Origin of the sequence: Bacillus sp. FSL R5-0286 (assembly GCF_038593245.1) — a bacterium.
Lineage (GTDB): Bacteria > Bacillota > Bacilli > Bacillales > Bacillaceae > Bacillus > Bacillus altitudinis.
Window position 1 is genome coordinate 1,850,221 of the sequence record NZ_CP151977.1, and the last position, 12,310, is coordinate 1,862,530.

The 12,310-nt window shown below is 40.7% G+C and carries 12 protein-coding genes; 3 read left to right on the forward strand and 9 right to left on the reverse strand.

What is annotated here, in order from left to right:
• Positions 1-6 precede the first annotated feature (6 nt).
• The 5 genes from NST24_RS09395 to NST24_RS09415 all read right to left on the reverse strand — a co-directional run bounded on the left by NST24_RS09395 (position 7) and on the right by NST24_RS09415 (position 4,602).
• Positions 7-876, reverse strand: a complete 870-nt coding sequence (locus NST24_RS09395) for a class II fructose-bisphosphate aldolase (RefSeq protein ID WP_342462602.1) — start codon at positions 874-876, stop codon at positions 7-9.
• Positions 877-878: 2 nt separating this feature from the next.
• Positions 879-1,337 (reverse strand): fructose PTS transporter subunit IIA, encoded by a 459-nt coding sequence (locus NST24_RS09400; RefSeq protein ID WP_342462603.1) that lies wholly within the window; start codon positions 1,335-1,337, stop codon positions 879-881.
• 15 nt (positions 1,338-1,352) lie between these two features.
• On the reverse strand, positions 1,353-2,768 hold the full coding sequence (locus tag NST24_RS09405) for a PTS fructose transporter subunit IIBC (protein WP_045034781.1): 1,416 nt from the start codon (positions 2,766-2,768) through the stop codon (positions 1,353-1,355).
• A gap of 12 nt (positions 2,769-2,780) precedes the next feature.
• Entirely contained in the window at positions 2,781-3,695 is a 915-nt protein-coding gene (gene pfkB / locus NST24_RS09410) for a 1-phosphofructokinase (RefSeq protein ID WP_342462604.1), read from the reverse strand.
• A 130-nt stretch (positions 3,696-3,825) separates the two neighbouring features.
• Positions 3,826-4,602 carry a MurR/RpiR family transcriptional regulator gene (locus NST24_RS09415; protein ID WP_007499235.1) on the reverse strand — a complete coding sequence of 259 codons (777 nt, stop codon included), beginning with the start codon at positions 4,600-4,602 and terminating at the stop codon, positions 3,826-3,828.
• A gap of 160 nt (positions 4,603-4,762) precedes the next feature.
• Here NST24_RS09415 and NST24_RS09420 point away from each other — a divergent pair, with 160 nt between their 5' ends.
• Complete coding sequence (locus tag NST24_RS09420) at positions 4,763-6,169, forward strand: phospholipase D family protein (protein ID WP_342462605.1); 1,407 nt, start codon at positions 4,763-4,765, stop codon at positions 6,167-6,169.
• A gap of 12 nt (positions 6,170-6,181) precedes the next feature.
• Here NST24_RS09420 and NST24_RS09425 read toward each other — a convergent pair whose 3' ends face one another.
• The 3 genes from NST24_RS09425 to NST24_RS09435 are packed head-to-tail and all read right to left on the reverse strand — an operon-like array spanning position 6,182 to position 7,814.
• Positions 6,182-6,667: a DMT family transporter gene (locus tag NST24_RS09425; RefSeq protein WP_024718278.1), complete on the reverse strand. Its 486-nt coding sequence runs from the start codon at positions 6,665-6,667 to the stop codon at positions 6,182-6,184.
• A gap of 21 nt (positions 6,668-6,688) precedes the next feature.
• The gene (locus NST24_RS09430; protein WP_342462606.1) at positions 6,689-7,375 is read right to left on the reverse strand and encodes a Crp/Fnr family transcriptional regulator; all 687 of its coding nucleotides are present in this window, start codon (positions 7,373-7,375) and stop codon (positions 6,689-6,691) included.
• A 13-nt stretch (positions 7,376-7,388) separates the two neighbouring features.
• On the reverse strand, positions 7,389-7,814 hold the full coding sequence (locus tag NST24_RS09435) for a DMT family transporter (RefSeq protein ID WP_008343684.1): 426 nt from the start codon (positions 7,812-7,814) through the stop codon (positions 7,389-7,391).
• 211 nt (positions 7,815-8,025) lie between these two features.
• Here NST24_RS09435 and NST24_RS09440 point away from each other — a divergent pair, with 211 nt between their 5' ends.
• Positions 8,026-9,453: an aldehyde dehydrogenase family protein gene (locus NST24_RS09440; RefSeq protein WP_135008810.1), complete on the forward strand. Its 1,428-nt coding sequence runs from the start codon at positions 8,026-8,028 to the stop codon at positions 9,451-9,453.
• 179 nt (positions 9,454-9,632) lie between these two features.
• Here NST24_RS09440 and NST24_RS09445 read toward each other — a convergent pair whose 3' ends face one another.
• Positions 9,633-10,328: a hypothetical protein gene (locus tag NST24_RS09445; RefSeq protein WP_152668752.1), complete on the reverse strand. Its 696-nt coding sequence runs from the start codon at positions 10,326-10,328 to the stop codon at positions 9,633-9,635.
• Between the two features lie 159 nt (positions 10,329-10,487).
• On the opposite strand from NST24_RS09445, the gene NST24_RS09450 reads away from it, so the two are divergent.
• Positions 10,488-12,299 carry an assimilatory sulfite reductase (NADPH) flavoprotein subunit gene (locus NST24_RS09450; RefSeq protein WP_342462607.1) on the forward strand — a complete coding sequence of 604 codons (1,812 nt, stop codon included), beginning with the start codon at positions 10,488-10,490 and terminating at the stop codon, positions 12,297-12,299.
• Positions 12,300-12,310 lie beyond the last annotated feature (11 nt).

Sequence of the window (12,310 nt, forward strand, 5' to 3'; positions counted from 1 at the left end):
TTCATTTTATTGATATAAAAGTTGGGCTTTTCCTTCACTGCCAACGATCTTTATTTTAGATGTGACCATGTCTTTGGCTGCTTGTTTTGCTTTTTGTAAATACATACGCGGATCTAAGCTTTCAGGTTCGTTTGAGAAATGATCACGAATCGCTTCAGAGTATGCATTTTTCAGTTCAGTGGACACATTGACCTTTGCCATACCGAGTGCAACACATCTTTTGACATCCTCATCTGGTACAGCTGAACCACCATGAAGGACAAGCGGCACATCGACAAGCGCTGCAATTTGTTCAATGCGGTCAAAGTCGATATCCGGCACCCCTTTATAGATGCCGTGGGCCGTGCCGATCGCAGGTGCTAAAGTAGGTACACCAGTTTCTTCTACAAATTGACGGCATTCTGATGGAATGGCTTTTTCAGCATCTTTTTCATCCACGACAATATCATCTTCTACCCCGCCTACCTTGCCTAACTCGGCTTCTACATTCACACCTACTTTTAAGGCAAGGTCAACCACTTCTTTTGTGCGGCGTACATTTTCTTCATATGAATGCATGGAAGCATCGATCATCACGGATGTATATCCTGCTCGTATACAAGTAAGAATCACATCAAAATCAGTGCAATGATCGAGATGAAGTCCGATTGGCATTTGGTATTGATCAGCTGCCGCCTTTACTGTATCTGCAATGGCTTTTGCGCCAAGCGATTGGACCGTGCCAACCGTTGTTTGCAAAATGACAGGTGATTTTAATTCAGCTGCCGTTTCGAGTACCCAGTAAATACTATCAAAGGAATGTACATTGAATGCGACAATTCCGTATTTTTCTTTTTTTGCTGCTTCAAGCATAGGTGTTGTGGAAAGTAAAGGCATGGTCAAACATCCTCTCTCGTCAAAATATCTGTTTTTAATACAGCGAGCATTTCTTCATTTGTTCTTGTTTCGAGCAGTTTTTGCCGTTTCGTTTCATCCATTAATCCGCGTGAAAGAGCAGAAAGTGCTTGTAAGTGAGTGGTTCCTGCTTCACTTTTTGGAATGAGTAAGGATAAGAAGAAAAAGCAAGGCTTTCCATCAAAAGCGTCCCATTCGATTCCGGTTTCTGTACGGACGATGACGAGTGCCGGTTTTGTGATGGTGTCTGACTGTGTATGCGGAATGGCAAATCCATCTTGAAAGCCGGTTGTACTCAGAGATTCTCTTTCAGCTAGTCCTTTTTTGACAGCCTCAGGAGATGTACAAATCCCTGCTTCAGAGGCAATGTCAGCTATGGCTGCGAAAACGCCAGCCTGTGAAGAAGCTGTTTCATGTAGATTCATATAAATATGTTCCATCATTTTTCTTCCTTCCTATTAAACTGCGGGTTTGTCTATTTTCTTGCGGTAAAGTCCGTATAAAATCGCACCTACAAGTGAGCCGATGAGTATGGAAAGCACCCACTGAAATGCGCCTGTGACGACTGGAAGGACAAGGAATCCGCCATGCGGAGCTGGAACCTGTACGCCAAAGAGATACGTCAATATAGCAGAGATGGCGGAACCAAACATGATAATTGGCAGGACAACGACTGGATTTTTTGCTGCAAATGGAATGGCTCCTTCGGTAATATGAGTCGCTCCGAGAATATAGTTGATCATCCCAGCATTTCGTTCTTGTGGTGTAAAATGTTTTCGGAAAATCGTTGTGGCAATCGCAATGATAAGCGGCGGTGTGATACATGCTGCTGACACCCCTGCCATGAAGTAAAGGTTACCTTCTGCGAGTAAAGCCGTTCCTGTGACATAGGCTGCTTTGTTAAAAGGTCCTCCCATATCAAATCCACACATGGCTCCAACAATTAAACCTAAAAGCAATGGATTTGTGGATTGAACTGATGAGAGAAAATCCATTAATGAATTATTTAGCCCTGTAATTGGAACTAATAGCGGGGTCATGACAGCCCCAATTAAGAAAATACCAATGACAGGATAGATGAAAATTGATTTTAATCCGTCAAGTGATGCTGGTAATTTTTGAAGCAGGAATTGAAGAAGTACGATGATATACCCTGCTGCAAAACCTGCGATAATACCACCTAAGAATCCAGCGCCTCCATCGTTTGCAAGCAAGCCGCCGATAAATCCGACAACCATCCCTGGTCGTTTGGCGATTGAATCAGCGATAAATGCTGCTAAAATAGGCACCATTAAGCTAAAGCCGAGTCCGCCAATGTTTTTCAAGTAGGCAGCAAACGGATGATACGTTTCATGCTGAGGATCAGCTGAGTAAATACCGAATAGAAAAGATAAAGCAATTAAGACCCCGCCCCCAACAACAAATGGAAGCATGTGTGATACACCGTTCATCAAATGTTTGTAGATGGTGTGTATCCACTTATTCGCTGACTTTTGTTGAGCTGATGAAGGCGCAGATGGTTTTTCTGTTCCAGAAGCTCTTCCTTTCACTTGATGAACGGGAGCTTCTCCATTGATAATGCCTTGAATCAGTTCGTTTGGTGTGCGGATACCCTTCGCTACAGGCACTTCAATGAGTGGTTTGCCGTGAAAACGATCTGTATTCACATCTTTGTCAGCAGCGACAATGACCCCATCGGCCTCCAAAATGTCTTGATCCGTTAAAGCGTTTTCAATTCCTACTTGACCATGCGTTTCAACTTTGATGTCGACCCCTAATTGCTCAGCTGCGATTTTTAATGCCTCAGCTGCCATAAATGTGTGCGCAATGCCTGTTGGACAGCCAGTGGCAGCGACAATTTTCTTGCGGCTCATGTGAACTCCCCCTTATATGCTCTGAATGTGTATTTGCTCAATTAATGAATCAATGTCATGTAAATCACTTAACCCTTTTGAAAAGGCGGTAGATGCCCCTGTTGCAATGCCGTAGCGTAAGCATTCTTCATGAGGTTGTCCTTCCAGCTGTTTACTTAGGAATGCAGCGAGCATGGCATCACCAGAACAAGCCGTGTTTACGACCGTTCCTATTGGTGCATTTCCTTTTAATACGGCTTCGTTTGTAAGGAATAGTGCACCTTCTCCTCCTCGGGAAATGAGTACTTGCTCTGCACCCATCTCGATCAGCTTTCGTCCTGATTCAACGAGTTCTGTTTCTGATAAACGGTGGGTTTTTCCAAAAAATGCGGCAATCTCTTCTTCATTTGGTTTTAGTAAATATGGTTTGTATTGAAGTGTTTCTAAAACCGCTTTAGAGCTTGTGTCTAAAATAAATCTCACGTTGTTTTGATGACAAATAGCGGCTATCTCTGAGAAAATGCTAGCAGGAACGCCTTTAGGCAGACTGCCTGACATAATGAAGATGCTGCCTTTTGGAATGGTCGAGATTTTTTCGCGAAAGGCATCAAGCGCTTTTGCCTCAATAGCAGGTCCTTGATTCACAAGCTTGTATTCTTCCGTTGTGTTAATAAATACATTAATGCGTGTAATCCCATCCACTGGGATAAAATCAGTTTGAATGGAGAGATCTTTTAACGATTGTTCAATATATGAACCTGAAAACCCAGCAATAAATCCTAATGCAGTGCTGGTGAAGCCATATTTCTTTAGCATAATGGACACATTAACACCTTTTCCATTTGGCTGATAATCCTCATCTTCCGTGCGGTTGACTGTATCTGCCCGCATTTCTTTTAATGCAATATATAGGTCAATAGCAGGATTTAAGGTGCAGGTATAAATCAATTGGTTTCACCTTCTTTCTTTTCTCTAAAGAAAGTATCTCATACGATTCAGTGAAAATGTTTTCAGATTGTGTAAAGGTTTTCATGTTAAAAAGCCCCCCATCATAAAGTGTGGAAGGCTTTTTGAGTGTTTATTTCATCCGAATCACATAGGCGTCTAGTAAAATGCGGGCAATGACATGAAGCGACAGGCGGGACCTGACTTCATAATCTGGGAAGAATGATTGTTCCCCTTTATATCCGACGAGTGTCATATCTGATATTTTACTTAATGTAGAATCAATTCTAGTTGTGACCGTAATGGTCGTGACCTGCTTCATACTAAGGTTTTGGCAGGCTTCCACTAGTTCCGACGTTTCTCCATTTAATGAAACAAAGATGGCAAGCTCGTTTTTATCAATGTCACGCGATTTGAGCCGAATGATATTCGGGTCGTCATGAACTTCACATGTTTTTCCGATGAGCTGCAATTTGATGGTCATCTCTTTGGCGATCATCTCTGAAAAGCCTCTGCCAAAAATATAAATTTTGTCCGCATCATGGATCTTTTGAACCGCATCCTCAATTTGCCCAATACTTTGCAGTTGAATTGTCTTTAAGACCTCTTCTTCATTTTTTCGAATGGCTAGTTTGATGTCTTCGTCAATATTTTTTAGTTGATCACTATCATCTGTCATTTTCTTTTCTTGTTTCAATCGATATTTAAAGGATGTATAGCCATTGTATCCAATTTTCTTCATCAGTCTGACAATGGTCGCCGTCGACACGTTGGCTCTTTCACTTAATGTGACGATGGATAAGGTGGAGATATCCTCTAAATGCTGGTGAATATAATGCAGTAAATAACGTTCTGTTTCACTTAACGTTTGGTACACATCACTTGGTATATTAAATAATGGTTCATTCAATGCGATTCCCCCTTACTCATTTCATACTATAATTAAATGCCCTATGAAAACAAGGTGATTCTTTTATCCTGTATTTTTTATTAGAAAGCTGGATGAGTGAAATTTTGTTTTTAACATAAGCTAAGAAAAAGAACGGTTTGTGTGAAAGGAGTTGATCACTGTGCTTCAATTCTTGTTTTTTCTGATCCTTTTATATGTGGTGTATGTATTTTTGACCGCATTTGTCTTGTTTTATTTACCGTTTCAAAAAACTTGTAAAGAACATTGCATCTATAAAGCTTCTTCCATCTCAGGAGACGACCAAGGCATAAATCAAGTCATGCTGCTTGATGACGGGTTTGAATCAGGTCAAGTGAGAGTTCAAATGATTCGAGAGGCTAAAAAGAACATTCGTTTGAGTTATTATTCCATTCAAAAAGGAAAAACCGCCGAATGGGTGCTTGGTGCTTTAATTGAAGCGGCTGATCGAGGAGTAAAAGTTCAGCTGTTGTTAGATGGCATTTGCCATAGCCTGCGTGGACCGCTGAAGCATTTGCGTTATGCTGTGGCGAATCATCCGAATATGGCCATTCGTTTTTATGAGCCTTTTCGTTTGTTCAAGCCATGGACGTGGCATAACCGCCTTCACGATAAGCTTCTTTTGGCAGATGGCAGGGTCGCTGTCATGGGCGGCAGAAATATTGGTGATAAATACTTTGCAGATCAGCCCCCGAAAGACTTTGCGTATGACCGAGATGTGCTGCTGTACAACGCCAAAAAAGGAAAAGTATTAGATGAAATGGAGCAGTATTTCGTTTATTTGTGGAATCATGATTTTACGAAAAGAACAAAAGATGTATTTTCCAAGGCAAAAGCGAAAAAAGGAAAAAAGTTAAGAAAACAGCTGCTTCGATCTTATCAGGAAGCCATTCGTACAAAAGAACCCTTTGTCATGGCCACATATGATTGGGCAAAAGACGCCATTCGTGCAAAGCAGATTGCATTTTTCACAAATCCAGTGGAACGCTTAAATAAACGTCCGCTCGTCTTGAAAAAGTTAAACGATCTCGCACAGCGGTCAAAGCGTTCGGTTCTTATCCAGACGCCTTATGTCATACCGACACGGCCAATGAAAGACGGACTCACGCCATTACCAAGTGATATTCAAACGACGATCGTGACGAATTCTCTTACAGCGACACCAAACCCTTTAGCATTTGCAGGATATTTAAGCACGAAAAAGGAACTCATGAAAACGGGTGTTCATTTGTATGAATATCAAGGTCCGTATTCAATTCACGCCAAATCAATGGTCATTGATGATAACTTAAGTATTATTGGAACATATAATCTAGATGCAAGATCCAGCTTTTTAAATACTGAATCGATTTTGGTGATTGATAGTGCACCATTTGCGTTATCTCTGACGGAAGCAATCGAACGAAAAATCGCTTATAGTGTTCTCGTAGCGAAAGATCGAACAGAATATAAAGCAAGCGACTATGGACAGAAAAAAAAGCCTTTCATGAAAAGGCTCCTTTTAACTGGTTTATCTACCATAACGGTTTTATGGCGGCGGTTGATTTAAATAAAAGGGCAGCTACTTTTGTGGCAGCCCTTTTTCTCTTGACTGCTCCTCTTCTACTGGTTCAAGCTTGGTTAACTTAAATACGAGGATTCCTGCCACAATGACAAGTACACCTAATAATTTTGTAAAAGAAAATGTTACTTTTTCTAACCCAAGCCAGCCAAGCGAATCAAATAGAAGCGCACAACCTAGCTGGGAGGTGAGAACAATCGAGATTCCATAAGTGGGACCGAGACGTTTGATGCTCTGAACAAGACAGATGACAACGCCTACCCCGATGGCTCCGCTTATCCAGTACCAGGCTTCCATATGCCTTAATTGAAACATGCCGGTTCCTTCTAACAAAAGACCCATCAGAAGTGAAGCGATAAAGCCCATTCCTAGAACTAGCGTCGTTGTTGACCAAGAGCCTGTATGCTCATTGACTTTACTATTAAAAATGGTTTGTAAGCTGACAAGTGCCCCAGCAGTGACAGCTAATATTATTCCTATGATCATATATAAGTCCCTTCGTTTCTTCTATTCATAAATGTTGTGTTCTGCTATTTCTAAAAGCCCTTTTTGATCATAAATCGTAATCTTTCCTCTTCGCCTTTCAATCAGCCCTTTTTCTTGGAACTGCTGAATGACCCGATTAATATGGCGGTAGCTTGTTCCAATTAAGCTCGCTGCATCCGTGAGGCGAAGCGTGCGTGCGTGCGCGTCATCATCACCTGTTAAAACAGACAATAAATAGCTTGCAAGCCTGACCTCTACAGGGTATAAAAGGTGGAAGCTTAAATCATTTGATTTTGTATAAAATTTGTTTGTGATGCCCTTGAGCAAAAAGGTTAAAACTCGAGGATCGTCCTTTGCATGCCGCATGAGGGCTTGATGAGAAATCCTGAGCATATGTACTTCTGTAACGGCTTCAACTGTATTGACCATATCTGTCTGCTGAACGTATTCAATATCTCCAATCGCTTCAAGAGGGTTTTTAAAGCAAAGAATAAATGTTTTTCCTTCTTTTGTGGTGGTGAAAATCTTTAATTTTCCTTTCACCAGCAAGTACATATACTCCCTTTTATCCCCTTTTGAACAAATCAGCTCACCTTGCTGATAGCGCCACAAGCTCACATGTGAGATGAGTTTTTGATGAAAGACATTCTGTAATTGATGTGTCTTCATATAATAGGAAAAAAGAGATTCATCATGCAACTCCTCCATCTGATGCCCTCCTTTATAGTTTTAAGATGATGACGCCTGCAATCATTAAAAAGATGCCTGCATAATGGGGCCATTTCATTTTTTTCTTCTGAACACCAAACCATCCTTTTGCATCGATGGCAAAGGTAAACGCAAGCTGTGCGATAAGTAAAGCAGCGATGGTGAGTGTCACACCAATGATTTGAATGGCAGTGACCTCATTAAAAATAATAATGGCTGCAAATGCACCTCCAATTAAATAAAGAGGCTGCACTTTTTTGTATTCCTTAAAGTGGCCATCCCGTACGATGAGTAAAATGACGAGAGAGATGATAAACCCTGTCAGCTGCGTGATCGTTGCCGCCTGCCACGTCCCGATATCTTGACTAATTCTGGCGTTGGCTACGCCTTGCAGTGTAATACAAGCGCCTCCTAATAATGCGAAAATAACACCTTTCATTCGTTCAAAATCTCCTTCTTTTTCAGTCTAGTTCCATTAAATGATAGATGCCCTCATGTTGAAAAGGACATATGTCCTACTTTGCGTATTATATCAGAAACTTTTTCTCATGCAGTTTCTCCGTTTTAGATTTTTCACAGTGGGTACAGTTTTATATGAGCTGAAAACAGAATATTGGATTGAATCACATATAAAAAGGAGACATGTCAGAATGAGAAATCAAGAGAAACACTTTATTAATGGAGAATGGGTCGCATCAACAGGAAACGAAACGACGGAGGTCATTAACCCTGCGACAGAGGAAGTCATTGGCACCATTAGTTTAGGAACGAAAGAAGATTTAGATCAAGCTGTCAAAGCAGCTCGAGCTGCCTTCCCTTCTTTCTCAAAAACATCTCGAAATGAACGAGTAGAAATGCTGGAAAACATTGTGCGCGGGTACGAAAAACGTAAGGATGAGCTTGTAGAAGTGATGACAAAAGAGCTTGGTGCACCGCTGAAAGTATCCGAAGAAGTTCATTACAAAATGGGTTATGAACATTTTTCTAAAGCAGCGGAAGCACTGAAATCTTATACATTTACCGAAGACCGCGGTGGACATACGATTATAAAAGAGGCGATTGGTGTCAGTGGATTGATTACACCGTGGAACTTCCCGACGAATCAGACATCTCTTAAAATTGCGGGTGCCATTGCGGCAGGCTCAACAGTTGTCTTAAAACCAGCGGAAATTACCCCTTTTGCTGCGATGATTCTTGCAGACATTATTGATGAAGCAGGTGTACCGAAAGGAGTCTTCAACTTAGTAAACGGAACGGGTGACGTGATTGGTGACGGCATTAGCTCACATCCTGATATTGACTTCGTTTCATTTACAGGATCAGGTGCCGTCGGCTCTAAAATTATGGAAAACGCAGCGGACAATGTGAAGAAAGTAGCACTTGAGCTTGGCGGAAAATCCCCTCTTATCGTCTTAGACGATGCAGATGTGGACGAAGCAGCAGAAACAGCCATTCATCATATTGCGATGAATACAGGTCAAGTGTGTTCTGCAGCTACACGTGTGCTAATTCCAGAATCAATGAAAGACAAGTTTGAAAAAGCGCTGCTGAACGCCCTGCCGAAGTTTACAGTTGGTGATCCGAGAGAAGATCACGCTACTGGCCCGCTTGTTTCTAAAAAACAGTGGGATACAGTGCAATCTTATATTGAAAAAGGAATCGAAGAAGGTGCTACCCTTCTTGCTGGGGGAACTGGAAAGCCAGACGGAATCGATAAAGGATATTTCGCCAAGCATACCATTTTCACCAATGTGAAAAATGATATGACCATTGCGCAAGAAGAAATCTTTGGGCCAGTCATGAGTGTGATCACGTATCAAGACCTCGATCATGCCCTTGAGATCGCCAACGATACAGTGTATGGTCTTGCCGGCTATGTTGTTGGTCAAGATGAAAAAACATTAAAATATGTCGCTGAACATATTCGTGCCGGTCAAATCACCATTAACAATGCAGAAACAGATTACTTTGCCCCATTTGGAGGCTTTAAGCAATCAGGTATCGGAAGAGAATGGGGAGACTTCGGTATCGAGGAATATTTAGAAGTGAAAGCTGTGATGGGACTTCCAACGGCGTAAATTGAGAAAGGAGAAAAACCTTAAGGTTTTTCTCCTTTCTTTATTTAACAATAAGAACCCAGTTCGAATTTTAAGAACATCTCATACTCTCCTACTTATTCTTATCCATAATGATTAGATCATGATAATACTTATCAATAAGAAGAGTATTATTTGATGAATAATCGAGAATTTAATTTTTAACTAATTCCCAAAATTACTTCAACTTCTTTAATATGGTCTAATTCATAGAACATAAAAAATTCAGCTTCTTTTAAATTTGGAGATTTCATCAAAATCTCTAAACGATCAGAATAATAACCAAAAGAGATTACTTTCCAATTCACAGCTCTTATCTTTTGCAATTGTCTATAATCCTCTTGGAATTTTTCCTCTCGTTTTAATTTCATTACATATATTTCATCAATTAAATTGAAAAGTTTATTTGTTTTGGAAACATCAAATCTTCTAATGAGAAGAACGATAAAAACAATTATTAAAATACTTGAAGCAAAATATAAATAAGTATCAAATATACTGAATGAAAGTTTATCAAAATCATTCTGCTGCTCATGTGAGCTATCAAGTAATTTCGGATCGTTAGAATTGTATTTTCTAGAAATAAAATTTAATCCAAAGTTAAAATATGAATTAAAGTAAGAATTCAAAAATAAAAATATTGGCACAATTGTTATTGTAATAATTGAAGCTTTTGTAGAAAAATTGGCAGCTCTTTCGTATTTATCTTTCGCATAAATTCGTAAATCAGAAATTTGACTCAGATTTAATTTTTCTAATTCCTTTCTATGGATTGACACATTCTTTGCTAACTTAAACTTAACTTTTGGATCTTCTAAATCTCTAATAATACTCATATTACCTCCTTGACTAAACATGTTCATTTCACCTTGCACAGCTATTAGAAATCTTAATCATGACAATCAATATTATATATTTTACTTAATGGCAAACTTTCGGTAAAGTTCAAATTGAACCTATATATATAATTCCTATCGAATTAATCTATGTTTATATTCCTTGTGAGGTGGATATTGTTGCAACTTCATGTATTGAACAGTCCGTTTAGCCAGGAGCAGGCAGAGTTACTCAATCAGCTGCTTCCGACTTTAACAGATCAGCAAAAAATTTGGCTTACTGGTTATTTATCAGCGCAGGCAACGCTTGCCGGCTCAGAAGCTGTCACTCCGGCGCCTTCTGCCGCAGCATCTGCCCAGCCTGTGAGCAAAGATGTGACCGTGCTTTATGGGTCGCAAACAGGCAATTCCGAAGGGTTAGCAAAAAAGACAGCCCAGCATCTTGAAGAGAAAGGCTTTCAAGTGACGCTCTCTTCTATGTCCGATTTTAAACCGAATAATCTGAAAAAAATAAACAATTTACTGGTCATTGTCAGCACACATGGCGAAGGAGATCCGCCGGATAATGCCCTTTCGTTCCATGAATATGTTCACGGCAGACGTGCGCCGAAGCTCGATCATTTAAGCTTTTCTGTCCTTTCATTAGGTGACAGTTCATACGAATTCTTCTGTCAGACAGGAAAAGAATTTGATGAACGCTTCGAAGAACTTGGCGGTACTCGCCTGTTTGACCGAGTGGATTGTGACCTTGATTATGATGAGCCGTTTTCAGAATGGCTTCAAGGTGTTGCCTCTTCTTTGAGTGAAGGTGAAGCTGTATCACTGCCGCAAGAATCAGCGGGAGCCAACAGTACGGCCGTTTCTGAATATTCAAGAACGAATCCTTTTTATGCTGAAGTTCTTGAAAATATCAACTTAAATGGGCGTGGATCTAATAAAGAAACACGTCACTTAGAGCTTTCGCTTGAAGGTTCAGGTCTCGTGTATGAGCCAGGTGACAGCCTTGGCATTTATCCGACAAATGATCCTGCGCTTGTCGACGAACTGATTCAAACATGCGGGTGGAATGCAGAAGAATCCGTCACCGTTCATAAAAATGGAGACACTCTTCCTTTAAAAGAAGCACTCACCTCGCATTTTGAGATCACGGTTTTAACAAAACCACTTCTTCAAAAGATCGCTGAACTGACAAAAAGCGAATCCTTGCATGCCCTTTTAGAAGAAGGAAACGAAGAAAAACTGAAAGAATATATCGCAGGCCGGGACTTAGTAGATGCGGCTCGTGATTTCGGTCCTTTTGAAGGAACCGCCGCAGATTTCACAGCCCTTTTAAGAAAAATCCCTGCACGCCTTTATTCCATTGCAAGCAGTCTCAAAGCAAATGACGAAGAGGTTCATTTGACGATAGGGGCTGTCAGATATGATGCGCACGGCAGAGAACGCCAAGGTGTCTGTTCGATTTTATGTGCAGAGCGCCTGCAGCCAGGTGATACGTTACCTGTTTATATTCAGCACAACCAAAACTTTAAGCTTCCTCAAGATCCAGATGCACCGATCATTATGGTAGGACCAGGCACAGGCATCGCCCCTTTCCGTTCATTTATGCAGGAACGTGAGGAACTGGGTGCAAACGGAAAGTCATGGTTATTCTTCGGTGATCAGCATTTTGTGACGGATTTCTTATACCAAACGGAATGGCAAAAGTGGTTAAAGGACGGCGTCTTAACGAAAATGGACGTGGCTTTTTCAAGAGATACTGAGGAAAAAGTATATGTCCAGCACCAAATGAAGAAACAAAGCAAAGAATTATTTGATTGGCTTGAGCAAGGTGCTTACGTGTATATTTGCGGAGATGAAAAGCATATGGCGCATGATGTCCACAATACCCTTCTATCCATTATTCAAGTAGAAGGTGCGATGAGCAAAGAAAAAGCAGAAAGCTATCTTGCCAACTTACAGCAGCAAAAACGCTATCAGCGTGACGTTTATTGATTTGATGCTTG

Excerpts from the sequence above, each read along its gene's own strand:
- NST24_RS09395 (WP_342462602.1), bottom strand. The coding sequence starts at position 876 with ATGCCTTTACTTTCCACAACACCTATGCTTGAAGCAGCAAAAAAAGAA.
- NST24_RS09400 (WP_342462603.1), bottom strand. The coding sequence starts at position 1,337 with ATGATGGAACATATTTATATGAATCTACATGAAACAGCTTCTTCACAG.
- NST24_RS09405 (WP_045034781.1), bottom strand. The coding sequence starts at position 2,768 with ATGAGCCGCAAGAAAATTGTCGCTGCCACTGGCTGTCCAACAGGCATT.
- NST24_RS09425 (WP_024718278.1), bottom strand. The coding sequence starts at position 6,667 with ATGATCATAGGAATAATATTAGCTGTCACTGCTGGGGCACTTGTCAGC.
- NST24_RS09430 (WP_342462606.1), bottom strand. The coding sequence starts at position 7,375 with ATGGAGGAGTTGCATGATGAATCTCTTTTTTCCTATTATATGAAGACA.
- NST24_RS09435 (WP_008343684.1), bottom strand. The coding sequence starts at position 7,814 with ATGAAAGGTGTTATTTTCGCATTATTAGGAGGCGCTTGTATTACACTG.
- NST24_RS09440 (WP_135008810.1), top strand. The coding sequence starts at position 8,026 with ATGAGAAATCAAGAGAAACACTTTATTAATGGAGAATGGGTCGCATCA.
- NST24_RS09445 (WP_152668752.1), bottom strand. The coding sequence starts at position 10,328 with ATGTTTAGTCAAGGAGGTAATATGAGTATTATTAGAGATTTAGAAGAT.